General features: G+C 63.6%; 25 protein-coding genes. 11 read left to right on the top strand and 14 right to left on the bottom strand.

Translation table 11 applies throughout. The features are described from left to right. Nucleotides 1-42 precede the first annotated feature (42 nt). Together AB7008_RS27250 and AB7008_RS27245 are read right to left on the bottom strand one after the other, a co-directional pair. Nucleotides 43-867, bottom strand: coding sequence for a lytic murein transglycosylase (locus AB7008_RS27250; protein WP_028156130.1), 825 nt, complete (start codon nt 865-867; stop codon nt 43-45). Nucleotides 868-994: 127 nt separating this feature from the next. After that, a complete protein-coding gene (locus tag AB7008_RS27245) occupies nt 995-1,903 on the bottom strand; it encodes a DUF2189 domain-containing protein (RefSeq protein ID WP_028156131.1) in 909 nt (302 codons plus the stop codon). Nucleotides 1,904-2,235: 332 nt separating this feature from the next. Between AB7008_RS27245 and AB7008_RS27240 the strand changes: the two genes are divergently transcribed. After that, nucleotides 2,236-2,634 carry a DUF3597 domain-containing protein gene (locus AB7008_RS27240; protein ID WP_028156132.1) on the top strand — a complete coding sequence of 133 codons (399 nt, stop codon included), beginning with the start codon at nt 2,236-2,238 and terminating at the stop codon, nt 2,632-2,634. A 56-nt stretch (nt 2,635-2,690) separates the two neighbouring features. On the opposite strand, the gene AB7008_RS27235 is transcribed toward AB7008_RS27240, so the two are convergent. Further along, a complete protein-coding gene (locus AB7008_RS27235) occupies nt 2,691-2,960 on the bottom strand; it encodes a GNAT family N-acetyltransferase (RefSeq protein ID WP_014495087.1) in 270 nt (89 codons plus the stop codon). Nucleotides 2,961-3,064: 104 nt separating this feature from the next. On the opposite strand from AB7008_RS27235, the gene AB7008_RS27230 reads away from it, so the two are divergent. After that, nucleotides 3,065-4,012: a tetratricopeptide repeat protein gene (locus tag AB7008_RS27230; protein ID WP_304489925.1), complete on the top strand. Its 948-nt coding sequence runs from the start codon at nt 3,065-3,067 to the stop codon at nt 4,010-4,012. Nucleotides 4,013-4,181: 169 nt separating this feature from the next. Continuing rightward, nucleotides 4,182-4,580, top strand: a complete 399-nt coding sequence (locus AB7008_RS27225) for an SPW repeat protein (RefSeq protein ID WP_028156135.1) — start codon at nt 4,182-4,184, stop codon at nt 4,578-4,580. A gap of 49 nt (nt 4,581-4,629) precedes the next feature. Here the strand turns inward: AB7008_RS27225 and AB7008_RS27220 are convergent, their stop codons facing one another. The 3 genes from AB7008_RS27220 to AB7008_RS27210 form a co-directional block, all read right to left on the bottom strand. After that, complete coding sequence (locus AB7008_RS27220) at nt 4,630-4,905, bottom strand: GNAT family N-acetyltransferase (protein WP_304489923.1); 276 nt, start codon at nt 4,903-4,905, stop codon at nt 4,630-4,632. A gap of 11 nt (nt 4,906-4,916) precedes the next feature. Beyond that, nucleotides 4,917-5,432 carry a DUF3828 domain-containing protein gene (locus AB7008_RS27215; protein WP_304489922.1) on the bottom strand — a complete coding sequence of 172 codons (516 nt, stop codon included), beginning with the start codon at nt 5,430-5,432 and terminating at the stop codon, nt 4,917-4,919. 91 nt (nt 5,433-5,523) lie between these two features. Continuing rightward, nucleotides 5,524-5,886, bottom strand: coding sequence for a hypothetical protein (locus AB7008_RS27210; protein ID WP_248877714.1), 363 nt, complete (start codon nt 5,884-5,886; stop codon nt 5,524-5,526). A gap of 94 nt (nt 5,887-5,980) precedes the next feature. Between AB7008_RS27210 and AB7008_RS27205 the strand changes: the two genes are divergently transcribed. The 3 genes from AB7008_RS27205 to AB7008_RS27195 all read left to right on the top strand — a co-directional run bounded on the left by AB7008_RS27205 (nt 5,981) and on the right by AB7008_RS27195 (nt 9,061). Then, a complete protein-coding gene (locus tag AB7008_RS27205; protein WP_304489921.1) occupies nt 5,981-6,478 on the top strand; it encodes a hypothetical protein in 498 nt (165 codons plus the stop codon). Between the two features lie 105 nt (nt 6,479-6,583). Then, nucleotides 6,584-8,191: an acyl-CoA synthetase gene (locus AB7008_RS27200; protein ID WP_304489920.1), complete on the top strand. Its 1,608-nt coding sequence runs from the start codon at nt 6,584-6,586 to the stop codon at nt 8,189-8,191. 9 nt (nt 8,192-8,200) lie between these two features. Next, a complete protein-coding gene (locus AB7008_RS27195; RefSeq protein ID WP_304489919.1) occupies nt 8,201-9,061 on the top strand; it encodes a PCC domain-containing protein in 861 nt (286 codons plus the stop codon). Nucleotides 9,062-9,077: 16 nt separating this feature from the next. On the opposite strand, the gene AB7008_RS27190 is transcribed toward AB7008_RS27195, so the two are convergent. Beyond that, nucleotides 9,078-11,150, bottom strand: a complete 2,073-nt coding sequence (locus AB7008_RS27190) for a DUF1217 domain-containing protein (RefSeq protein WP_304489918.1) — start codon at nt 11,148-11,150, stop codon at nt 9,078-9,080. A gap of 243 nt (nt 11,151-11,393) precedes the next feature. On the opposite strand from AB7008_RS27190, the gene AB7008_RS27185 reads away from it, so the two are divergent. The 3 genes from AB7008_RS27185 to AB7008_RS27175 all read left to right on the top strand — a co-directional run bounded on the left by AB7008_RS27185 (nt 11,394) and on the right by AB7008_RS27175 (nt 14,135). Further along, the gene (locus AB7008_RS27185) at nt 11,394-12,161 is read left to right on the top strand and encodes an AAA family ATPase (RefSeq protein ID WP_304489917.1); all 768 of its coding nucleotides are present in this window, start codon (nt 11,394-11,396) and stop codon (nt 12,159-12,161) included. 448 nt (nt 12,162-12,609) lie between these two features. After that, nucleotides 12,610-13,179, top strand: a complete 570-nt coding sequence (locus tag AB7008_RS27180; protein WP_014495099.1) for an SRPBCC family protein — start codon at nt 12,610-12,612, stop codon at nt 13,177-13,179. A gap of 2 nt (nt 13,180-13,181) precedes the next feature. After that, on the top strand, nt 13,182-14,135 hold the full coding sequence (locus AB7008_RS27175) for a YVTN family beta-propeller repeat protein (RefSeq protein WP_441259806.1): 954 nt from the start codon (nt 13,182-13,184) through the stop codon (nt 14,133-14,135). Nucleotides 14,136-14,230: 95 nt separating this feature from the next. Here AB7008_RS27175 and AB7008_RS27170 read toward each other — a convergent pair whose 3' ends face one another. The 7 genes from AB7008_RS27170 to AB7008_RS27140 form a co-directional block, all read right to left on the bottom strand. Continuing rightward, nucleotides 14,231-15,151: a nucleoside hydrolase gene (locus AB7008_RS27170; protein ID WP_304489915.1), complete on the bottom strand. Its 921-nt coding sequence runs from the start codon at nt 15,149-15,151 to the stop codon at nt 14,231-14,233. Nucleotides 15,152-15,186: 35 nt separating this feature from the next. Next, entirely contained in the window at nt 15,187-15,828 is a 642-nt protein-coding gene (locus AB7008_RS27165; protein ID WP_304489914.1) for an HAD-IA family hydrolase, read from the bottom strand. A gap of 220 nt (nt 15,829-16,048) precedes the next feature. Continuing rightward, entirely contained in the window at nt 16,049-19,027 is a 2,979-nt protein-coding gene (gene uvrA, locus AB7008_RS27160) for an excinuclease ABC subunit UvrA (protein ID WP_304489913.1), read from the bottom strand. A gap of 301 nt (nt 19,028-19,328) precedes the next feature. Next, a complete protein-coding gene (locus tag AB7008_RS27155; RefSeq protein ID WP_248877704.1) occupies nt 19,329-20,087 on the bottom strand; it encodes an outer membrane protein in 759 nt (252 codons plus the stop codon). A gap of 144 nt (nt 20,088-20,231) precedes the next feature. Further along, nucleotides 20,232-20,984 (bottom strand): outer membrane protein, encoded by a 753-nt coding sequence (locus AB7008_RS27150; protein WP_248877703.1) that lies wholly within the window; start codon nt 20,982-20,984, stop codon nt 20,232-20,234. Nucleotides 20,985-21,210: 226 nt separating this feature from the next. After that, nucleotides 21,211-21,882 carry an outer membrane protein gene (locus AB7008_RS27145; RefSeq protein WP_028156149.1) on the bottom strand — a complete coding sequence of 224 codons (672 nt, stop codon included), beginning with the start codon at nt 21,880-21,882 and terminating at the stop codon, nt 21,211-21,213. Between the two features lie 234 nt (nt 21,883-22,116). After that, complete coding sequence (locus AB7008_RS27140) at nt 22,117-22,872, bottom strand: outer membrane protein (RefSeq protein WP_028156150.1); 756 nt, start codon at nt 22,870-22,872, stop codon at nt 22,117-22,119. 451 nt (nt 22,873-23,323) lie between these two features. Here AB7008_RS27140 and AB7008_RS27135 point away from each other — a divergent pair, with 451 nt between their 5' ends. After that, nucleotides 23,324-23,818 (top strand): single-stranded DNA-binding protein, encoded by a 495-nt coding sequence (locus AB7008_RS27135; RefSeq protein WP_028156151.1) that lies wholly within the window; start codon nt 23,324-23,326, stop codon nt 23,816-23,818. A 201-nt stretch (nt 23,819-24,019) separates the two neighbouring features. Beyond that, the gene (locus AB7008_RS27130; RefSeq protein ID WP_041960270.1) at nt 24,020-24,418 is read left to right on the top strand and encodes a DUF2306 domain-containing protein; all 399 of its coding nucleotides are present in this window, start codon (nt 24,020-24,022) and stop codon (nt 24,416-24,418) included. The last annotated feature ends 109 nt before the right edge of the window (nt 24,419-24,527 follow it).

Genomic DNA, 24,527 nt, shown 5'->3' with positions numbered 1-24,527 from the left:
GATCGCCGGGCGATCGGCCCTACGCGTCCTCTCGGGCGCTATTTAAGGGGCGCGGGCGAGCTGGGTCGCGAAATAGGCGACGGTCTTGGAGTAGACTTCGCTCTTGTTCCACTGCTGCAATACCGCAAAATTCGGACTGCCCGGCTGCCAATCCTTGCCGCGCTGCCAGCCGTAGCCGGCGAGATAATTGGCGGTGGAGGCGAGCACGTCGGGCGCGTTGTGCAAGAGGTCGCGCTTGCCATTGCCGTCGAAATCGACGGCGTATTTCATCCAGGACGACGGCATGAACTGGGTCTGGCCGAGCTCGCCCGCCCATGCGCCCTTCATGTCGGCGGGGGCGAGGTCGCCGCGCTGGACGATGCGCAGCGCATCCAGCAGTTCGGCACGAAACTGTTCGGAGCGGCGGCAATCATAGGCCAGCGTTGCCAGCGAGCGGATGGTGGCGAACTTGCCGGTGTTGACGCCGAAATCGGTCTCGAGACCCCAGATCGCGACCAGCACCTCGCCGGGCACGCCATAGGTCTGTTCGATGCGGGACAGCACCGAGCCGTACTGCTTCATCATGTTGGAGCCGCGCTGCATGCGCGGCGGCACCATGCGGCCGGAGAACTCCTCGAAGCTCTGGGTGAAGACTTTTTGCGAGCGGTCCCGGTTGAGCACGCTCTGATCGAGTGTCACGCCGGCAAGCCCGGCGGCAACAGCCTGCTGCGAGACGCCCTTGGCCGTGGCGTCGGCTTTGAAGTCCGCGAGCCAGGCATCGAAATTGCCCGAGCCGCAGGCAACAGCGGCGAGGGTTGGCTGGGCGGTTAGGATTGACGCGGAGAGGGCGAGGGCTGCGAGAGCGAGACGAGAAATCGTCGGGGTCATCAGATGAAATGGATTCCGTGAAGTGATCTAACGCAATTTCGATTGTAACCGCGGCCAAAGCAAGGCGTATGACAGCGCGCGATCCTGCCCGAGCCGAGCCCGGGCAGGATCGCGTGTCACGATATCGTCAGGCGTCCGTCCGATTGCGCCAGGGGAAGAGGTTGGCGGGGAAGTCGGCGGCCGGCTTGCGCGGGCGATGCGGCGGTGGCGGCACCGGACGTGCACCGGGCTCCGAGACGATCACCTTGCGGTAGAGGTGCCAGGTGGCATGGCCGAGCAGGGGGATCACCACGGCAAGGCCAAGGAACGCCGGAATCGTACCGAGCGCCAGCAGCACCGCCACGATCAGGCCCCAGGCCGCCATCGGCACCGGGTTCTTGGCGACGACGCGTAGCGACGTCACCATCGCCTCGAACGCGCCGGCATGGCGGTCGAGCATCAAGGGAAACGACACGGCGCTGATGCAGAGCGCGGCAAGCGCAAACAGGAAGCCGGTGCCGCAGCCGACCACGATCAGCCACCAGCCTTGCTGGGTGGTCAGCACGCGCGTCATGAAATCAGAGATCCCGGTCACGCCCTCATAACCGAACGCCGCGACATAGATCGCCTGAGCGGTCGCAACCCAGGTCACGAACAGAGCGAGCAGCAGGGTGCCGAGACCGAGCATGGCGCCGAACGAAGGCGAGCGCAGCACCTCCATGGCATCCCAGGCGCTGGCCTCCTCATAACGTTCGCGCCGGCTGGAGAGCTCATAGAGACCGAGCGCGGCGAACGGGCCGATCAGCGCGAAGCCTGCGGCCAGCGGGAACAACAGCGGCAACACCGAATGGCCCATCACCACGCGGGCGAGCACGAGGCCCAGTACCGGATAGATCACGCAGAGGATGATGGCGTGGCTCGGCACCGCCTTGAAATCTTCCCAGCCGCGCCTGAGCGCGTCGTGCAGATCGGACAGTTGGATGGTTCGGATCACCGGTCCAGCCGCATCCGCGGTCTGGGCCACAGTGGGGACATTGCCCGGGTAGAGTGTGGCCATGGTCGCTAGCTCCCTTGCCATGCAGCCGAATTCGGCGCCGGCAACGGCGCAAGCGGCCGCTCTTCTGAGTTTCGCGATTCCGGCCAGACGCGAATTCCGGACGTCATCGCGAGCTGAAAGTGGAGCGTACGCCCATTTCCGAGTCCTGTCCCACACGCTTGGTTGAGATTCGATGCCGCACCGCAACCTCAACGATGTCATTCGGTCGTCATTTCGCCGCAGATAAGCTGATGCTGGTTGTCGGTTCGCAGAACTTCGCGGGCGTAACGCAGTAACTTCGTCTATAAGTGGCACTCAAGGCCCTTCCAACGGATCCTTTTCGGGGAGAAGACATGAGCATTTTCGGGAAAATCATGGGCGCGATCTTCGGCAGCCATCCGGCTTCCGCCGCACCCGCAGGTGGCGCACCCTCGGGTAGCGCGCCCGCCAGCGCCGCGCCGGGCGGATCGGCGCCTGCTGCCGCGCCGATGGCAACCGTGGACGTTGCGGCCATCGTCGACAAGCTGGTCGCCGCCCAGAAGGAGAAGCTGGAATGGCGCACCTCGATCGTCGACCTCATGAAGGCGCTCGACATCGACTCCAGCCTTGCCGCGCGTAAAGACCTCGCCAAGGAACTCGGCTACAGCGGTGACATGAACGACTCGGCGAGCATGAACGTCTGGCTGCACAAGCAGGTGATGTCCAAGCTCGCCGCCAATGGCGGCAAGCTGCCGCCGGAGATCAAGCACTGACCGATTGCTCGGTCGTAAGCCAGGGGGGCCTGCGATCTCGCGGGCCCCTTTTGCATTCAGGCGACGAGGTCAGCTTCCTCCGGATGCCTGTCGAGATAGTCGACGACGAAGCCGCAGCCGGCGATCACTTTCTTGCCGTCACGGCGGATCAAGTCCAGCGCGCCCTTGACCAGCTCGGATGCAATGCCGCGGCCGCGTAGCGCGCGCGGCGTCTCGGTATGAGTGATGATCACGGCCGACGGCGTCAGCCGGTAATTGGCGAAGGCGATTTCGTTGCCCGCATCGAGCTCGAAGCGACTCCTGTCCTTGTTGTCCCGTACCGCCATGCCAGATCCCTTCGAAGCGCTGCGTGTTCTCTGATCTAGGCGCCTGAACCGGCCCTTGCCAAGGTGCGACCAAGGGAGGTTGCCGCAGGGGAGATATCCGGAAAATGCGTGTCCCGTTCAGGCTCATGGCGCTGCTCGCGGCGCTCGCCTCGACCGCGCCGGTGTCGGCTGCGGCCGAAGGCGGTCCGGCCTGGGAGGCCTGCGTCGGGCTGGCCAGTACGCCGGACGAGCGCATCAAAGGCTGCTCGGCGGTGATCGATACCAGGAGCGAGAGCGGGCAGAGGCTCGCCGGTGTCTATTGCCATCGCGGCCATGGGCTCACCGAGAAACGCGAGCTCGACGCCGCGTTGTCCGATCTCGACGAGGCGGTCCGGCTCGATCCCGGCTATGCCTGCGCCTACAACAATCGCGGCCGCGTCTACAGCTTCAAGCGCGACTATGATCGTGCCATCGCCGAATACGACCAGGCCATCAAGCTGGATCCGTCGCTGGCGCTGGCCTACAGCAACCGCGGGGATTCCCGTTTCAACAAGGGCGACCTCGACGGCGCCATTGCCGATTTCGACGCGGCAATCGAGCGCGATCCCAACTATGTCACCGCCTACGCCAACCGCGGCTTTGTCTACGCCCGCAAGCACGACACGGCGCATGCGCTCGCCGACTACAGCATGCGGATCAAGCTGGCACCGGATCTGATCGCCTATATCGACCGCGGCAATGTCTACCGCGACAGCGAGCAGCTCGACCGGGCCGCCGCCGACTACGGCGAGGCGATCCGCCTCGCGCCGACCGACGCGCGCGGCTGGCGCAATCGCGGCCTGATCCGGCTCTTCCAGGGCGACCACAAGGGTGGCATCGCCGATTACGACAAGGCGCTGCAATACGATCCCTCCGACGCGTTCTCCTGGAACAATCGCGGACAGGCCAGGATGCGGCTCGGCGACAGGCAGGGCGCGATTGCCGATTTCCGGAAGGCGCTGGAATTGCGTCCGGGCCTGCCGTCCGCCCATGATGCACTGCAGAAGCTCGGGGCGCTCACGCGAGAGCGATAATTGGCTCGCTGTTTTGCTTGCAAAAAACGCTGGTCAGTCTTGCAATCGTGCACCGGTTCCCCAAGTGTTGTTCAGGACATACGCTCGAATGCGGCCGGCAAGGTCGCTAGACGTTCGGAGTGTCATGATTGCCAGCCGCCGACGTATGCCTCTTTTGCAGGAGGGTACGATGTCGGACTTTAGTTTCTTCAAGACTCATCGAACGTGGGAAGATTGGTGCGGGATGCTGCTCGGTGCGCTGATTGTCGCGTCGCCGTGGTTCCCCATCCAGGATCACGCGCCGGTCATCGAACGCCAGGTGATGGTCCTGAACACCGTCGCGATCGGCCTCGTGGTATTCGGCCTCAGCCAGCTTGAATATGTCGCATTGCAGCGCTGGCAGGAGGTGGCGACGATCCTGGTCGGGCTCTGGCTCATCGTCTCGCCCTATGTGTTCGGTTATTCCGGCGAAGGTTTTCTCCGGATCTACCATACCAGTCTGGGAGCGGTGGCGGTGATCCTCGGCGTGCTCCAGCTGTGGCAGGACTGGAATCTGAGTGACCAGGATATGCTGAAGCATGGGCAATAGGCGGTGGATTTGAGCAGGCCCGCCGCGCGCACGGTGGGCCTGCGCTCGCTTAACTCTTCACCAAATCCGCATACTCCGGATGTTTCTCGATCCACGCCTTCACGAACGGACATTGTGGGATCAGTTTCAAGCCGGCCGCGCGGACCTGATCGAGCGCGCCTTGCACCAGCTTCGAGCCGACGCCCTTGCCACCGAGCTCCTTCGGGACGTCGGTATGCTCGAAGGTGATGACGTTGCCGTCGAGCTTGTAGTGTTCGGTCGCGAGATGGCCCTCCACCTCCAGCTCGAAGCGATGATCGCCCTTGTTGTCGATGACGTCGCTCATGGTGTCTCCCGTCAGGTCTTCAACGAGTCCGTCAGCATCTTGCGGATCGACCAGGCCTCGCCGTCGGGCGAGCCCTTGATGTCGTCGATCCGCCAGCTATTGGCCTCGCGCACGAAGTCATAGCGCACGATCTGGTCGGCGGGTTTGCGGTCGTTGCGGTGGCCGGTGAGGGTCACCGCGATCGTCGCCTTGTCGGCCTCCACCTTCTCCGCGTCAACCTTGAAGGATTTCACGTCCGGTTCCTGCGAGTTGGTGACGGGATCGAAATCGACCGGCCCGACATCGCCCTTCGGCGTATGCGCATCCGCCTTGGCCCACAGCGCGACCAGCGCCCTGGAGAGATATTTTGTTTTGGCCGCCTTGTTCTCGATGACGAAGGCGCCGCCGCCATCACCTTTGCCTTTGGCCGCGCGCGTGTAGATGGCGGTCAGGATCGCGACGGGGTCGCCGGAGACAGGCATCACGGCGAATGCCGGGGAGGCGGTGGCAAGCAGAGAGGCGGCGACGAAGGTCCGACGGGTGAGCATGAAATGTCCCTGAGATATGACGTGCGACCGCAGGGCCGCAGCGGCCGGCGTCAGCGCGTATCTCTGTAGACCGATGAAGCGGCCGCTCGGTTCAATCGGTCGCTTTGGCGAGCCTGGAATCTTCAGATTGCGGCTGCGGGCGGAGGCAACCCTGGCAGATGACGAGGGAGCGGGTGACCTTGGCGTCCTGCTCGGCCTCGGTGCCGTCCTGGGCCTGCCACCATTCCTTCGAATAGGGCTGAAGTCCGGCCTGCGACCTGTTGCGCTCGGAGCCGGCGTCGGCGCGTGCGGCACGCGGAGCCCCGGAACGTGGCTGGTTGGGATCCTCGCCGGCGCCGTCCCAGGCATAGCGCGCAGGCTTGAAGGCGGGGTCGGCGGAGAGGTGCGCCTGAGGCGCCACGGCACATCCGGCGAGCGCCAGCGACAACAGGAGGAAGGCGGGCGCTTTGACCATGATGCGGCACTCTGTACGCGAGAACTGGCTGAGGTTGCGCCGATCATGTTTAAAATTCCCTGAACGGTCGCGGCTGCGCCGGCGACAAACGCGAATGCGATATCTGATCCTCCTGCTCACACTGCTCGCCACCGCTGCGCGCGCCGATGATGCAAAACCGTTCAATCCCTCCGATTATCCGCCCGCCGTGCAGACGGCATTGCGCTACGCCAATGAGGAATGCGACGGCCAGGATGGTGGGCTGGTGACCTTCGCGCTGGACACCGTGCGCAAGATCGACCTGACCGGGGATGGCCGTGAGGACTACATCGTCGATTTTCGCGACACCAAATGCGGCGAGCGCGAGACCACCTATTGCGGAACCGGCGGCTGCGTCATGAACGTCCTGGTGACTCTGCCCGATGGCAGCGTGCGCCCCGTGTTCGACGGCTATGTCCGCAGCTACAGGATTTTGCCGCCGCCGATGAAGCGTGGCGCAGCGCGCACCATTCGCTTCGATCTGCACGGCAGCTATTGCGGCGGTTTCGGTGCGCAGGCCTGCTGGAAGGAGAAGGCCATCACGGCGACGCCGTTTGCGTTCAAGCAGCCGTAGGGCAGATGCGCGACCGGCGGCCTTGCTACGCCGCGTTCGATGGCGATAAATGGGCTGCAAGGAGCGGACGGCTCGTGCGCCGTCCGCCGTCGAAGAGGAAGCCCGATGCAGCCCCTGCGCATGTCCCGCCGCGTCATGAATCTCGCTCACATGCTGACCCAGAATGCGCGGCGGCATGGGTCGCGTCCTGGTTTCGTCTGGGGTGACAAATCCTGGACCTGGCGCGAGATCGATGCGCAGGTCTCGGCGCTGGCCGCCGCACTGGCCGCGCGCGGCATCGCCAAGGGCGACCGCATCCTCGTCCATTCCAAGAACGGCGACGAGATGTTCCTCTCGATGTTCGCCGCGTTCCGGCTCGGTGCGGTCTGGGTGCCCACCAATTTCCGTCTGATGCCGGATGAAGTCACCTATCTCGCGGAGGCCTCCGGCGCGAAGGCGTTCCTGTGCCACGTCGATTTTCCCGAGCACGCTGCAGCCGTGAAGGGCGGTGCGCTGGAGTTCACCTGGAGCGTCGACGGCAAGAGCTCGTTCGGCGAGCGCTCGGTGGCGGAAGCCATCGCCTCGCAGGCCGGTGCAAGCGTTGCGAACGTCGCCGTCGAGCACGACGATCCCTGCTGGTTCTTCTTCACCTCCGGCACCACCGGCCGCTCCAAGGCCGCGGTGCTGACCCACGGCCAGATGGGTTTTGTCGTCACCAACCATCTCGCCGATCTCACCCCCGGCGTCACGGAAGCGGATGCGTCGCTGGTGGTGGCGCCGCTGTCGCATGGCGCCGGCGTGCATCAGCTGGTGCAGACCGCGCGCGGCGTGTGCACCGTGCTGCTGCCGACGGAGAAATTCGACATCGACGAAGCGTTCCGCCTGATCGAAGCGCATCGGGTCAGCAATCTCTTCACGGTGCCGACGATCCTGAAGATGATGGTCGAGCATCCCGCCGCCGACAAATACGACCATTCCTCGCTGCGTCACGTGATCTATGCCGGCGCGCCGATGTACCGCGAGGACCAGAAGGCTGCGCTGAAGAAGCTCGGCAAGGTCATCGTGCAGTATTTCGGCCTCGGCGAGGTCACCGGCAACATCACCGTGCTGCCGGCGGCGCTGCATGATCCCGAGGACGGGCCCTATGCGAAGATCGGCACCTGCGGCTTCGAGCGCACGGCCATGCAGGTCTCGATCCAGGACGACGAGGGCCGCGAGCTGGCCGCCAACCAGAGCGGCGAGATCTGCGTGATCGGGCCTGCCGTGCTCGCCGGCTACTACGACAACCCCGAGGCCAATGCGAAGGCGTTCCGCAACGGCTGGTTCCGCACCGGCGACCTCGGCCACATGGACGAGGAGGGGTTCGTCTACATCACGGGACGCGCCTCCGACATGTACATCTCCGGGGGCTCCAATATCTATCCGCGCGAGATCGAGGAGAAGATCTTGACGCATCCCGCGGTCGGCGAGGTCGCCGTGCTCGGCGTGCCCGATGCGACCTGGGGCGAGGTCGGCGTCGCCGTCTGCGTCGCGCGCGAAGGCGAGAAGCCGGTGAGCGAAGCCGAGATGGCGGCGTTCCTCCTGCCGAAGGTGCCGCGCTACAAGATGCCGAAGCGGTTCTTCTTCTGGGAGGCCTTGCCGAAGTCCGGCTATGGCAAGATCCCGAAGCGCATGGTGCGCGATGAGCTCGAGGCGCGCGGGCTGCTCGATCTCGACAACAAGCAGGCGGGCTGAGCAGACGCGATGCGAAGTATCAAGCAGCCGGGCGCGCCTGTCGCCGAACGCATCCAATGGGTCGAGGCCAGGGGGCGCGCGTTCTCGTTCAGGCTCGAAGCGGGTCTACCGCTGCTCGAAGCCGCGCGGCGTGGTTTTGCGGCGGAGGGATTTGCCGGTGGCGTGCTGAGTTTCGGCAGCGCTGCGCTCGGACCATTCGCATACGTGATGCCGGCGCTGTCGAAGACAGGTGAGAACGCAGCGTTCTACAGTGACACTTTTCGCCCCAGCGGCGTGACGCGGACGAAACTCGGCCGCATGACGCTCGGCATGCGCGACGGCGCGCCGTTCTTTCATTGCCACGGGCTCTGGACGGAGGCGGACGGCAAGGCAAGCGGCGGGCACATGCTGCCGGACGAGACTGTTGTCGCCGAGCCGTTCGAGGTCGAGGCCTTCGGCATCGACGGCGCGATGTTCACCGCGGAGCCCGATCCCGAGACCAATTTCAAGCTGTTCGGACCGGTGCTCGCTGCGAGCATCGGCGCGCGCACCACAAGCCGCGCCTTCGCACTGCGGTTGCGGCCCAACCAGGATTTTGCCGGCTGCCTCGAAGGCTTTTGCCGCGCTAACGGCATCGCGCGTGCGAAGATCCACGGCGGCGTCGGCTCGACCATCGGCGCGCGCTTCACCCATGGCGGGGTGACCGAGCCGTTCGCGACCGAGCTCGCAATAACGGCCGGTGCGATCACGCTCGGCCCTTCTGACGGGCTGGAAGCCACGCTCGATGTTGCACTGATCGACTACACCGGGGGCGTCGCCGAAGGCCGCTTAGTCCGCGGCGATAATCCCGTGCTGATGACGATGGAGCTGGTGCTCGAGGTATTGGGCTAGTATCGGCGAGCGATCGTCAGTGAGCACGTAGCTTGGCGATGGCCAAGAACGTGGATTCGCTTATCCCTGATATGCCCGAGCTCGATCCTTGAAAGAGGTTGAGCAAGGGAGATTGACCCTGGTCGATGCTCTGGCTGTTTCTGACGTCATACATGGCGGAGAATCGGCTCAACAGTTTTGCAACCTTCGCCGGATCGGAAAGATCCTTGATCTTCATGAATTTGTCCACGACCTTGGCTTGCTGATCGATCTGCATCGAGGCCATCGAGTCAGGCAAATCGAAGGTGGTCCTGAACACCTCCGAAAGAGCCTTGTCGGCGAGGATGTCGTATGCGGACGTGATTTCTCCCGCCTTTCGCTGGAAATAGAGCGCAAGGCGTACGCCGGGATTCGTATCACCCTGCTGCTGCTCCAGGCTTTGCTGGAGATAGTTCGCCTGTGTTTCCCGGAACTGATCTCGCTTCTGAGGACCCATCATCGGGAGGCGCGCGACGTTACCCTTGCTGTCGAAGTTGAACGACGCAACGATGTCGGCAAAGCGAGGATCGCTCTGCGTGTTCGCGAAGCTCTTTGGGTTGTTCAGGTCGGAGCTGAAGATCTTCTTGAGAAAATCGGTGCTGACCTTCTTGGGGTCCAAGCCCTTGGCCACGAGAATGAAATCGACCATCGGCCTGTTTGCGAGAAGGTCGGAAACGCTGTCGATGCCTGCGATTGCCTCTTGATAAGCCGTTGCATCCTTCGTGGCTTGTGCCCGAACGGCCGTCTGCTGCTGAGGGCTTGCCTGTTTCAGCGCTGCAATGACGTAGTTCTTCGCGATCTCGACGACTTCAGCCGAGTCCTGAGCCACCAGGGGGGTCGTCAGGTTGCCCTTTGCGTCGAAGTTGAAAGCGCGTGCGAGCTCTACGTACCGGTTGTCCTTGAGGGTATAGACGAAGCTCTTGGGGTCACTGAGGTCGCTTTCGAGGACGGCCTTGACGGTGGCCTCCGAGACCCCCTTGGGATCGAGGCCGACGGCGCCCAGCGCAAAATCATACACGGCTGGTGTTGATACGAACGCCTGGACTGAATTGATCTTGAGGATGGCCGTTCTGAATTGCCTGGCTGCAAAGGCCTCGTTAAGCGGGCTTGCCGCCGAATAGACGGCGGCCTTGCTGTCGTCGAACCGCTTCTGCGTGATCGTGACGTTTGCAGCAGTCTGGGCGGACACGCCGGACGGAAGCGACCCGTCGGACGAAAACTCGAACGCGCCGGCCAGATCTACAAACCCGCCAATCGTCGTGATCTGGTCGCCGAGGCTGGAAATGCTCTTCGTGTATGACTCCAGGTGACTTTTTTCGACCAGGATCTGGATGTTCAACTGGGTCACGTCGGCGCCCGGTTGCGATAGTTGGGCCTTGTAATCGGCTATCTTTAAATCAGCGGCGCTGGCATCCGATTTGGCTTGGGCAAGCTGGGCGTTGAGGCCGGTCAACTGAGAAGCGAAGGTGGTGTTGACGTAGCTGTTCGGATCGGACGGATCGCTGCGCAAGACCTGACTTATCGTGTCACGCGGCCACTTGCTTTCATCGATCCCATATGCCGAATAGACATAGTTGCGAAGACGGTCGTTGTTCAGGAGCTGGTCTGCACTGCTGATGTTGCCGATTTGAGCGCTGTAGTACTTCGAGTCGTCGGCAAGTGCATCGACCTGGCTCTTCTTGGTCGCCGTGTACAGATCGATCATCTCATCGATCTGGTTCTCCGTTTGCGCAACCGGCGTTGCACCTCCGTTGAAGGAGAATGCCGCGGCAAACTCCTGGTAGCGTTTGTCCACCAGCTTGTTGACGAAGCTCTTTGGGTCGGAGAGGTCGCTCTCCAGCACTTTTTTCATGAAGGCCTTGGCGTAGGCCATGTCTTCCAGACCATACGCCTTCATCGCGTAATGATACAGGCGATAGTCCTTCATGAAATCATCGACGGTCTTCACCTTGCCGATGTTGGCTTTGTAGTAAGCCTCCTCGCGCGCGACATCCGTTTGCTGTTCGACCCGCGCCAGTGACTGCTTGAGATTGCGCGTGATGTAGCTGTAACTGAAATACGTCGATACCATCGCGCACTCCTCGCGGCTTTACGGTCCCGGACGTCCGTCAATCATTGCCGGGGTCGCGAGGTGGGAGCCGGCCTCATGCCGGCAACTGTCTCGTAGCTACGTTTTCTTAATTCGCCCCCGGATGGCGGATGGCGGGTTTGTTTCAATTTGTTTCCATTTGTTTCTCAGATGCAGCTTTCGCGAGGATTGTGTTCCTGATATGTTCTTATTAAGTTAATGGGTCAGACGGGTTGGAAGCCGGGCATGAGCCGAAGAAGCAATCGCACGATCAACCTGCCGGCGCCGTATCTGAAACGGGTCTGGCTCGACCCGACGCAAGTTCGTGATCGCGAGGCTTATCCGTTTTGCCTGCCCATCTTTCCGGATGATTTCGAGCTCAACTTCGACGCGGCCATCACGATCATCGTCGGAGAGAATGGCACCGGGAAGTCGACGATCCTCGAGGGGATCGCAGCGCTTGCCGGCTACGACGATGCCGGTGGAGGCAAGGGCTACATGCCCGTCGACCATTCCGAAGCGCGGGAGAAGATGGGCGGCCAGCTTTCCCGGGCTTTGCGCGCAAGCTGGCTGCCGAAGATCACCAACGGCTGGTTTTTTCGCGCCGAGAGTTTCTTCTCGGTGGCGCGATATCTCGACAAGGCCGCACGTGATGCCGGCCAGGCCGGCCCCGACTTCCTGTCGCATTCCCATGGCGAAGGTTTTCTGCGCTTCTTCGAAGAACGCTGCCAGCGCCAGGGCATCTTCATCTTCGACGAGCCGGAATCGGCGCTGTCGCCGGCGCGTCAGATCGAATTCCTGAAGCTCTTGCGACGCATGGACGATTCCCGCATCTGCCAGGTTATCATGGCAACCCACGCGCCTCTGCTGATGGCTTATCCCAACGCGAGACTGTTGCGGTTGGGCAAATACGGCCTGGAGCCGACGACGGTGGAGCAAACCGATCATTACCGGGTGATGCGCGAATTCTGTGACGATCCGCGCGGGTTCGTGGAGGCGACACTGGCGGAGTAGGCGAGGGCGCCCTCCCACGGCACTCGCTCTCTCCGTCGTCATTGCGAGCGGAGGCAGCAGCGGCATTCTCCGCTCTCGTGTCCCGGACGCGACGCAGCGCGCAGCGGTGCGGCGCAGAGCCGGGACCCAGGAGGCCGCGCAGCGTGCCGCCGCATAGGCCCCGGCTCTGCAGCGCACCGCCGAAGGGGCGCTGCGCTGCGTCCGGGGCAAGAGAGCCGTTCTATACGATAATCCGAAATACGGATAAAGAGAATTATTTCTGCATGGTTTGGTTGACCCGCCCATTGGGTGTTTTGCCCGCCGGGCAGCGCAATGGGTGGTTGTGGGACGCGCGAGCGCGCGCCGCAACGCCGCCATGAACAGGTCTCCCCTCGGCCGCAAAATGCGTTACCATGATCCCAGCGCGCCTCAAGTCGCGCACGATCCACGAGACGCATGAGGAAACGAGATGAGGGTGACGATTGGACGGCGCACGGTCATGGGCGCGGTGCTGACTGCCGCGGGCGCGGTGGCTTTGACGGCGGCGTTTGGCCCGGCCTGGGCGCATGGGCCGACCCGGCAGAAGGTGCGCGAATCCATCGAGATCAACGCAGCCCCGGCCAAGGTGTGGGCCGCGATCGGCAATTTCCAGGACATGAGCTGGCTGCCGCCTGTCACCAAGACCGAGGGCGAGAAGGGCAATGAGATCGAAGCGACGCGGCGGCTGACCCTGACGGGAGGCGCCACCGTTGATGAGGAGCTCTACAAGTTCGACGCTGCCGCGATGACCTATTCCTACCGGATCACCAAGGTGGACGTGAAGGTGCTGCCGGTCACCAATTATTCCTCGACGCTGACGGTGACGCCGAGCGCCGACGGCAAGGGCGCGACGCTGGAATGGGCGGGCGCGTTCTACCGCGGCTTCCCCAACAACGATCCGCCGCCTGAGCTGAGCGACGAGGCCGCGGTGAAGGCAGTGAAGGGGCTTTATCAGGCCGGGCTCGAAGCGCTGAAGAAGAAGATCGAGAGCGGAAGCTGACCGTGCGGTCGCGGGTCCTGGCGGCGCTCGCCGCCAGCCTTTGCGCTGCCAGCATTGGCAGCGCGTCCGCAGAAGAGGCGTTCGTCACCAACCAGCTCAGCGACGATCTGATGGTCGTGGACCTCGCGACGTCGCGCAGCGTTGCGACCATCCCGATCGGCGGCAAGCCGGCCGGCGTGGCCGTCAGCGCGGATAGGCGCTTTGCCTATGTCACGAGTCCGGACGCCAAGGCAGTGACCGTGGTCGACGCGGCAACGCGGCAGGTCTCGGGGCGGATCGAGGTCGGCGGCGGGCCGCTCGGCATTGCCGTGACGCCCGATGGCAAGACGGTCTACGTCGCGGACTGGTATGCCGCCGCGGTGCGGGTGATCGATACGGCCTCGCGCAGCGTCACGGCCAGCATCGCGGTCGGCGCTTCGCCGTCCGGCCTCGCGGTGACGCCCGACGGCAGGCTGCTGCTCTCGGCGGACCGCGACGACGACAACGTCTCGGTGGTCGACACCGCAACGCGTGAGCGCAAAACGACCATCAAGGTCGGCACCCGTCCGTTCGGCGTCACCATCGATGCCGAGGGAAAACGCGCCTACACTGCCAATGTCGGCTCCAACGACGTCTCGGTGATCGACATCGCCGCGAGCCAAGAGATCGGCCGCGTGCCGGTCGGGATGCGTCCCTATGCCGTGGCGCTGACGCAAGGGCGCGGCTTCGTCACCGACCAATATGGCGGCACCGTCAGCGTGTTCGATCTGGCGGCGCTGAAGCCGATCAAGCGGATCAATGTCGGCGACTATCCCGAAGGCATCAATGCGACCGCCGACGGCAAGCGCGTCATCGTCGCCTGCTGGGAGAGCAACACATTGAGCATCATCGATGCCACCGAGCTGAAGGTGATCGGCGAGGTCAAGACCGGCGACGGCCCGCGGGCGTTCGGGACGTTTCTCAGGCGGACGGAGTAGGGGACGGGGGCATCCGTAGCCTGCATGGAGCGAAGCGGAATGCGGGGACACTTTCCCGGATTGCGCTTTGCTCCATCCGGGCTACGGCACCAAGCCTATTTCGATCCGGCAAACGCCTTCAACTTCAGGAAAAAGTCCTTCAGGATCGGGTTGCGATCCACATAGGTCACATAGCGGATCGGATGCCGCCGGCGGTCGACGCTCCACGTGATCTGATCCGTGAGAACCGGGGCCGGGATGATCACGCTCGGCGCCCAATCGGGATTGAGAAGCCAGCCGACCGGCGCCATGTCCCAGATCTCCTTGGCCCAGCCCAGATGATCAGATGAGTATTCCTTGAAGCGCATGGCGAGGAACGCGCCGATGCTGCCATGCGGTTCGACGTAGCGCTCGATCTCCGGTACCGTGCTGTGAAGGTGCGAGGTGACGCCCTTGCATGGCACGAGCACGAGCGGCACGCCGCTGTCGAACAGCACCTGCGCGCCGCCGACATCCTGCTTGAGATTGAACTCGATCGTGTGCGGCCATTCCAGCGCGTGACCGCCAAGCCAGACCACCACCACGCGGTCGATGATGTCGGGGGCCTTGAGCAGCGCCGAGGCGACATTGCTGATGGCACCGATGGCAATGACGTAGAGCGGATTGTCAGGGGAGCCCGCGCGCCCCCGGGCCACGAGGTCGTCGACGGCGGGCGCCGCCTGCGCCGTCTTGCCGGGGCCGACATAGTCCGTGACGCCGCGATGGACGAGGCCGTCCGGCGCGATGTTGAGGCGCTCGAGCAGGCGAAGGATTTCCTGGTAGCTCAGCTCCATGCCGTGGCCGGGACTGTCGGCGCGTGTATTGAAGAACGGCGCGGCGTAGATCGCCTCGACGTCGAACCGCTCCTTCGACAGCAGCATCTGCACCAGCGCGAACTGATCGTCGATCTCGTTGTAGGTGTCGGTGTCGAGCACCACGCGCACCTTGCCGACCGGTGGCTCCAGAAGTTTGAGGCGGGCTGCGTCCGAGAGTGTCATCACCGTCTCCTTGGGCCGGGCGTGCCGATTGCGGATCAGGCCTTGAGCGAAATCGGGCAGACCACGTCTGCGATCTCGTCCATCTGCGCGAACATGTGATCGGGCGCAAGCGCTCGCAGCGCCGCCGGCGCGGCGTAGCCCCAACTCACCGCGCCGCAGGCAATCCCCACCGCGCGCGCCGCCTCGATGTCGCGGACCTCGTCACCGATCGCGATCACGCGGCCTGGCTCCACGCCTTCGCCCCGGATGACGCGGCGGAATTTCGCGGGCTTGCCGAACACAGAGGCGGCGCAGTCGAAATGCGAGAACAGGGCGGCCGCCCCGCCCAGCTTCTGACGCGCATTGGCTTCGTCGTCCGACGTCACCAGCGCGAGCTGAACGCCATTGCCGGCCAGCGTCTGCAGCATGGTCTCGACGCCGGCGAACAGCGAGATCTCGCCCGCAGCCTCCGCCTTCAGCCGCCGCGCATACCGCGCGATCGCCGGCAGCTTCCACACGGGCACCTCGAGCCGGCTGAGGATTTCGCGCGTCGAGGCATGTCGCAGCGCCTCGACATCCTTATCCGCGACGCGGCGAAAGCCGAAGCGGTCGGCGACGTCGTTGATGGTGCGCAGGAACCAGGGGAAGCTGTCGACGAGCGTGCCGTCGAGATCGAAAATGGCGAGGGAGTAGGGCATCGACGGCTTGTTTGGCGGGGTCACACGGCAAGAGTTGTAAGGCTATCGCCAATGCAAGCTGGCCGCGACAACCTTTAAGAACAAATCCGCGCTCGGAATGAACAATAGGAGGTACCCCACGAGGCAAAGAACCAGGAGGCGGCCAGTCACCTCGCCAAATGCCAAATCTCAGAAGGCATCAGCTCGCGGCCCGTCGGATGAGGAGGGACATCAAGCAATCTCACTCCGCCGCCTCGCTCGTGCTCCGCCGCTTCGGCTTCCGTGCCTTCTTCAGCACGGGCTCCAAAAACTTCCCCGTGTAGCTCCTTGGCGCTTTCGCGATATCCTCCGGCGGGCCCCAGGCGACGATTTCGCCGCCGCCGTCGCCGCCTTCGGGGCCGAGGTCGATGACCCAGTCGGCGGTCTTGATGACTTCGAGATTGTGCTCGATGACGACGACCGTGTTGCCCTGGGCGACCAGCTCGTGCAGCACTTCCAAGAGCTTCTTGACGTCGTGGAAGTGCAGGCCAGTGGTCGGCTCGTCCAGGATGTAGAGCGTGCGGCCGGTGGCGCGCTTGGACAGTTCCTTGGCGAGCTTGACGCGCTGGGCTTCGCCGCCGGAGAGCGTGGTCGCCTGCTGGCCAACATGGATATAGTCGAGGCCGACGCGGTGCAGCGTCTGGAAAGTCTCGCGCACGCGCGGCACCGCCTTGAAGAACTCGGCGGCTTCCTCGACGGTCATGTCGAGCACGTCGGCGATGCTCTTGCCCTTGAACAGGACCTCCAGCGTCTCGCGGTTGTAGCGCTTGCCCTTGCAGACGTCGCAGGTGACGTAGACGTCGGGCAGGAAGTGCATCTCGATCTTGATGACGCCGTCGCCCTGGCAGGCCTCGCAGCGGCCGCCCTTGACGTTGAAGGAGAAGCGGCCGGGCTCGTAGCCGCGCGCCTTCGCTTCGGGCAGGCCGGCGAACCATTCGCGGATCGGCGTGAAAGCGCCGGTATAGGTCGCGGGGTTGGAGCGTGGCGTGCGGCCGATCGGCGACTGGTCGATGTCGATGATCTTGTCGATATGCTCCAGGCCCTCGATGCGATCGTGGGGTGCGGCGCCTTCGCTGGCGCCGTTCAACTTGCGCGCGATGGACTTGTAGAGCGTGTCGATCAGCAGCGTCGACTTGCCGCCGCCGGAGACGCCGGTGACGGCCGTGAACAGGCCGAGCGGAATTTCCGCCGTGACGTTCTTGAGGTTATTGCCACGCGCGTTGACCACCTTGATGGTGCGGCGATGGTTCGGCGGGCGCCGCTCCGGCACCTCGACCTCGAGCTCGCCGGTCAGATATTTGCCGGTGAGCGATTTCGGGTTGCGCATGATCTCGGCGGGCGTGCCCTCGGCGACGATGTTGCCGCCGTGCATGCCGGCGCCGGGCCCGATGTCGAGGACGTAGTCGGCGAGCAGGATCGCGTCCTCGTCATGCTCGACCACGATCACGGTGTTGCCGAGGTCGCGCAGGCGCTTGAGGGTGTCGAGCAGGCGCGCATTGTCGCGCTGGTGCAGGCCGATCGAGGGCTCGTCCAGCACGTAGAGCACGCCCGTCAGTCCCGAGCCGATCTGCGAGGCGAGGCGGATGCGCTGGCTCTCGCCGCCGGACAGCGTGCCGGAGGAGCGGGACAGGGTGAGATAGTTGAGGCCGACATCGAGCAGGAAGGTGAGACGCTCGCGGATCTCCTTGAGGATGCGGCCCGCGATCTCGTTCTGCTGCGCGTTCAGCGCCTCGGGCACGGTCTCGAACCATTCGCCGGCCTTCCTGACCGACAGCTCCGAAATCTCGCCGATATGCTTGCCGCCGATCTTGACGCAGAGCGCCTCGGGCTTCAGCCGGAAACCCTTGCAGCCCTCGCAGGGGACGTCGTGGAAATATTTCGCCAGCTCCTCGCGCGCCCACTCGCTCTCGGTCTCGCGATAGCGGCGGTTGATGTTGGTGATGACGCCTTCGAACGGCTTCTTGGTGTCGTAGGAGCGGACGCCGTCTTCGTAGGAGAACTTGATCTCGTCCTCGCCGGAGCCAAGGAGGATCGCGTTCTGCGTCTTCTTCGGCAGATCCTTCCATTTGGTGGTCAGCGTGAACTTGTAGTGCTTGCCGAGCGCCGTCAGCGTCTGCACGTAGTAGGGCGATGACGACTTGGCCCAGGGCGCGATCGCGCCCTTGCCGATGGCGAGCTCCTTGTCGGGGATGACGAGGTCCTCGTCGACATGCTGCTCGACGCCGAGGCCGCCGCAGGCCGGGCAGGCGCCGTAGGGATTGTTGAACGAGAACAGGCGCGGCTCGATCTCCGGAATCGTGAAGCCGGAGACGGGGCAGGCGAATTTTTCCGAGAACAGGATGCGCTCGGGCCCGCTCTTGTCGTGGATCTTTGCGGTCTTCTTCTTTTCTTCGGCTGGTGCAGCCGCTGCAGGCGCATCGGCGAACTCGACGACGGCGAGGCCCTCCGCGAGCTTCAGCGCGGTCTCGAAGCTTTCGGCGAGGCGCTGGCCGATGTCGGCGCGCACCACGATGCGGTCGACCACGACGTCGATGTCGTGCGGAAATTTCTTGTCGAGCGTCGGCGCCTCCGCGAGCTCATGGAAGGTGCCGTCGATCTTGACGCGCTGAAAGCCCTTCTTGAGCCATTCGGCGAGCTCCTTGCGGTACTCACCCTTGCGGCCGCGCACGACGGGGGCGAGCAGATAGAGGCGGGTGCCTTCGGGCAGCGCCAGCACGCGGTCGACCATCTGCGAGACGGTCTGGCTCTCGATCGGCAGGCCCGTGGCGGGCGAATAGGGTACGCCGACGCGCGCCCAGAGCAGGCGCATGTAGTCGTAGATCTCGGTGACGGTGCCGACGGTCGAGCGCGGGTTCTTCGAGGTCGTCTTCTGCTCGATCGAGATCGCCGGCGACAGGCCGTCGATCTGGTCGACATCAGGCTTCTGCATCATCTCCAGGAACTGGCGCGCATAGGCCGAAAGCGATTCGACATAACGGCGCTGACCCTCGGCATAGATGGTGTCGAAGGCGAGCGAGGATTTGCCGGAGCCTGACAACCCCGTGAACACCACCAGCTTGTCGCGGGGAATCTCGACGTCGACATTCTTGAGGTTGTGCTCGCGCGCGCCACGGATCGTAATTGCGCGCAGGCTCGAGCCCGCGTTCTGCTGTTGGCGCTTCGCCTTGATCACTTCATCCATCCGAGTTGCCCTCAATCCCAAAGGTGCGCGATCGCGCCAACAAAAAAGGCGCGCGTCGCCCGGAACCGGGATCGGCGCCGATGGGTATGCCAGCGAACGTAGGAAGAACGGGGACGGATTTCCAGTGGCGTGTGCGAATCGTCAACGGATTGTTGGCGCGCTGGCGGCATCTGGCAGGAGCGGGGCAGGTCGGAACATGCGAAGGGCCGGCGCGAGGCCAGCCCTTCGTTCGCGTTTGAATGTGGATTTGGGGCAATCCGCACATGATCAGGACTTGGAGGTTCCTGAGGGAAGCTTCGTCTCAGTATTTGGCGACGACCGGGCCGCCCCAGCGGTAATTGATACGGATCAGGCCCATGTCGATATCCTGGCCGATCCGGTCGGTGCGCGGGGCGAAGCCGCCGACGAGAGTTGCGAAGTCGGCGCTGTGATGGCCGAGGAAGACATGGTCGTACTCGCCGCCGACCGACCAGTTCTCGGCAAAACCCCATTCCACGCCGATGCCGATCGTGTAGCCCCAGCGGGTCTGGTTGACGCTGTTGAACGTCGCCGCCGCTGGCGCGCCCGGAAAGAAGGTGTCGTATTTGTCGTGAGCCACGGCTGCGCCGGCCTTGCCGTAGAGCAGCAGATTGTTCACGGCGTAGCCGAGCTGGCCCGTGAACAGACCGAAGCTGTCGATCTTGGTCTGGTTCGTGATCGGCGCCAACGCCACGCTGACATTGCTGCCCTTGAAGTCGGCCCAGTTGCCCTGGCCCTCGATGCCGAACACCCAGCGCGATTTCTGCCAGCGATAGCCGAACTGTCCGCCGACCGTGCCACCGGCCGCATTGTGACAGCCTTCGCCTACGGCCGGATCGACAGCGATGCCGAGCGCGCGGGTCACGCCCCAGCAGGCATGGGCCAAGCCGCCGCCGCCATTGATGCCGGCATAGATGCCGCTCCAGTCGTAGACGGGAACGGCGGCCGCCGGCGCCTTGTAAAGCGGGAGATCGGCGGCGGTAGCCGGCGCGACCGCGCCGAGTGCGAACAGGCTGACCGCAGCCAGCATCCACGTCTTCATGTCACGTCCCCAACTCGCCAAAGCCATTCGCGGGCGCCTTGCGCGCGCCTCACGATTCCAAGACGGTTGGGTGCACCCTCGCGCGAAAACAAAAAGGCCGGCGCAAGGCCGGCCTTTCGTAACGCGATGCGATGGAGGCGAAGCTTAGTACTTCGCCACGACCGGGCCGCCGAACGTATAGTTCACGCGAACGGTGCCCATGTCGACGTCCTGCTTGATACGGTCGATGCGATCGTTGATGCCGAGAAATGTGAACGAGTTGTTGCGCTGGCCCATGAACAGATGGTCGTACTCGATCGCAACGGACCAGCCCGGCGCGAAACCGAATTCGAGGCCGGTGCCGACCGCACCGCCCCAGCGCGTCTCGCTTGCGCTGTCGAGGACAACGCCGCCGATTAGACCGTTGTACTTGGCGTGCGTGACGGCCGCGCCACCCTTCACGTACCAGAGCACGTTGTTCCAGGCATAGCCGACCTGGCCGGTGAACAAGCCAATCCCATCGATCTTGGTCTGGTTGACCAGCGGGGGCGGGGCAAGCACCAAGCTCGTATTCGAGCCCTTCAGGTTGGCCCAGTCGCCCTGGGCTTCAAGGCCGAACACCCAGTTGGCCGACTGCCAGCGATAACCGACCTGGCCACCGACGACGCCGCCTGTCGCATTGTGACAGCCTTCAGCCGTGTCCGGACCCGCAATGCCGAAGATGTTGTTGACATCCCAGCAGTTGCGGCTCGAAGCGCCGCCGCCGTTGATGCCGAGGTAGAAGCCGGACCAGTTGTAGATCGAGGCCACGGCAATGGGCGCCTTGGTGTAGGGGCGGGCCGCCAAATCGGCCGCAGAAGCGGGAGCCAACGCGCTGAGTGCGAACAGACTGGCCGAGGCCAGCAAAATCTTCTTCATTTCAAATTCCCCAGTTTCGTTTCTCTTTGTCGGCGAAAAACGGCAGACCCAATGACCCAACCGATGTGATTGCTCTACACCATTGAAGCCAAAGGTTGTGTCACCGGGAGGCCACAGCTCTCCCCGAAAACGTTGGGAAACGGTTGGCCTGGATCCGGACGCGCAAAAACAAAAAGGCCGGCGCGAGGCCGGCCTTTCGTGACGATGTGACGTCGGTAGGCGAAGATCAGTACTTGGCGACGATCGGGCCGCTGAAGTGATAATTCACGCCGACCTGCACGGTGTGGAAGCTGTCCGTGCCCGTGTTGAACGGGAGACCGATGCCGGAGAAGTACGTCTCGCCGCTGAAGCTGCGATAGAGGTACTCGCCCTTGACCGACCACTGGGGTGCAAAGAACGCTTCGACGCCCGCACCGACGGTCCAGCCGGAGCGCAGCTTGGTGTCGGAAACGCTCGCGCCGAGGGCGCTGAGGGTCAGCTTGTTGTCGATCCAGGCGTAACCACCGGTGCCGTAGAACAGGACATTGTTGACGGCCCAGCCGATGCGGCCGCGCACGGTGCCGAGCGCGTCGATCTTGTTGCTCAGGGTAACGCCAAGCGTCGTCACTGAAGCATTGACGTCAGCCCAGGAACCGTCGGCTTCAAGGCCGAACACGACGTTACCGGTCTGCCAGTTGTAGCCGGCGGTGCCACCGACGAAGCCACCCTGCGTCTTCGCGCCGATCGAGGAGTCTTCCCAGGCGCCGCCGCCGACGATACCGAGGTAGAAGCCGGTCCAGTTGTAGACCGAGGCCACCGCCACCGGAGCCTTGGTATAGGGGCGCGCCGCAAGATCAGCGGCCGAAGCCGGAGCAGCGAGAGCGAACAAACAGGCCGAAGCCAACAAAACCTTCTTCATTTTCAAACTAAATCCCAGTCCCGGTTTCTGTTTTTGCCTTCCGTGCGTTCGGAAGGACATCGGACGCCATGGTCCAACTGACGTCGTGCTTACACCAGCAAAGCCGCAAGTTGTGTCTCCCGAAAGCCACAATAATCGCAAAACGTAATGATGACTGACCTATCATTCCCGTTGCCCACGCAAAAAGGCCGGCGCGGGGCCGGCCTTTGATTTCCAAGCGATCTCAGATGGATATCAGTATCTTGCGATCAGCGGGCCGCCCCAGCGATAGTTCACGCGGACGAGGCCGATATCGACGTCCTGGCTGATGCGATCGGAGCGTGTGGCAACCCCGAGCGGGGCGATGACGAAATTGCCGGATCCGGTGAAGCCGACGGTACGGTTGCCCATGAAGATGTGGTCGTACTCGAAGCCCACGGTCCAGTTCGGCGCGAATCCGAACTCGACGCCCGCACCCACGGTGCCGCCCCAACGGGTCTCGTTGGCCCGGTCGACTTCGAGGCCGCTGGCGAGGTCGAAGCTGCGGTAGCGATCGCTGACAACGGCGCCGCCGCCCTTCACGTAGAGCAGGACGTTGTTCCAGGCGTAGCCGACCTGACCGGTGATCAGGCCGAAGGCGTTGATCTTCGAACGATCGCGCAAGCCGGTGATCGCGCTGATGTTGTCACCCGAGAAATCGGCCCAGTTGCCCTGGCCTTCGAAACCGAACACCCAGTTGGCTGACTGCCAGCGGTACCCGACCTGGCCACCGACCGTGCCGCCGGTCGCGTTGTGGCAGCCTTCGCCAACGAAAACGCCGCCGCCGAAATCTGCGTCCCAGCACTTGTGGCTGGTGCCGCCGCCGCCGTTGATGCCGATGTAGAAGCCGCTCCAGTCGTAGATGGTCGCGATCATCGGCGCCGGGGCCTTGGTGTAGAGATCTGCCGCGCTTGCGGGAGCCGACAGCCCCAACGCAATTACACCAATAGTACCAATCAAAATCCTATTCATTGCAGTCTCCCCAGTTTCGATCCGCTTTTCGAAGTCCCCGAAGCGGCCGATCAGGCGCGACGCCCATAAGAATCCAATTCCGCGGCAAGCGTAACTTAGGCGGGAGGCGGAGTCCGTCTCCGGAATGCAACAGTCAGGCGGCATCTGGACTGCTTCTAACTTGATGAATGTTAGGCTGTTTTCGTCGTCCTCGGGGAATTCGGGAAAGCTCTATTTGGCGCAGGCCGTCTTTGTGCAGCGCGGTCTCGTCGTGCCCACGCAACAACGTGAGGGATGTCGAAAGAACAAATCTGGAACGAACCGGCCGCGGGTGCTATATGTGGGGATAAGTGGAGGGGTGACGGGCCGATCCGTCCGCGCAAGCGTATAGGGTCGCGTCAACAGGTTGCAGAGGACGCGGGCGCGTCCCGGGCCTTTTGAAATTCAGTGGCATTCGGAGTGGAGAGCGGCGATGGCGGGAAGCGTCAACAAGGTCATTCTGGTTGGAAATCTCGGCAAGGATCCCGAAATCCGCCGTACCCAGGACGGGCGGCCGATCGCGAATTTGAGCATCGCCACCTCGGAGACCTGGCGCGACAAGAACAGCGGCGAGCGCAAGGAAAAGACCGAGTGGCATCGCGTGGTGATCTTCAATGAAGGGCTCTGCAAGGTCGCCGAGCAGTACCTGAAGAAGGGCGCGAAGGTTTACATCGAGGGCGCGCTCCAGACCCGCAAATGGACCGACCAGAGCGGCGCCGAGAAGTACTCCACCGAGGTCGTGCTCCAGGGCTTCAACTCGACCCTGACGATGCTCGACGGCCGCGGCGGCGGCGGTGGAGGCGGCAGCTTTGGCGACGAGCCGGGCGGCGATTTCGGCTCCTCCGGTCCCGTCAGCAGCGCGCCGCGCCGTGCCGTTGCCGCCGGCGGTGGCCGCAACAGCGACATGGACGACGATATCCCGTTCTGAGGCGGGCGGGGGCGCTTCGCCTCTGATGTCACCTTGCTCGCGTAGAGCGACAGGATTCCTTACCAATTGGCGGGCAAAGCTCGGTTTTTCCGGGCTTGCCTCATGTGCTGCCTCAAGCCTTTGACGGGGCATGATGTGAATGGTATTAACTTGATGTTAATCCTATTCACATGGTCGGCCGTCGATCGGAGGGAGCCTTGCATGAGCGTTGCGCCGCTGCTCGAGGCCGCTCCAGCGATCCCGCTGCACGCCTTTGCCGCCATGGCCGCCTTCGTGCTCGGCCTCGTTCAGTTTGCCGCCCCCAAGGGCACGCTGCCGCACCGGACGATCGGCTGGATCTGGGTGGGGCTCATGGCGGTCGTGGCGGCATCGTCGTTCTGGATCCACCAGATCCGCCTGGTCGGGCCGTTCAGCCCGATTCATCTCCTATCGATCTTCACGCTGGTGATGCTGCCGCTCGCGGTGTGGCGCGCGCACACCCACCGGGTCGCCGATCACCGGCGCATCATGATCATGACGTTCGTCGGCGCGCTCGTCATTGCCGGACTGTTCACGCTCATGCCTGGACGGATCATGCATCGGGTGATTTTCGGAGCCTAGGACGTGGTTCCGGGCGGCTCATTCCGGCTCCGCTCGAGGCGGTGGCGCTGAGCTCGTAAGTCTCTGGAAAAACAGTCGGAAAAACCGCTTCCCCAGACCTCGCAAGGGT

It is taken from the genome of Bradyrhizobium sp. 521_C7_N1_3, from assembly GCF_052075975.1.
Taxonomy (GTDB): Bacteria; Pseudomonadota; Alphaproteobacteria; order Rhizobiales; family Xanthobacteraceae; genus Bradyrhizobium; species Bradyrhizobium japonicum.
Note: the sequence above shows the minus strand (reverse complement) of the source record. Positions and strands in the feature narration are given on the sequence as shown.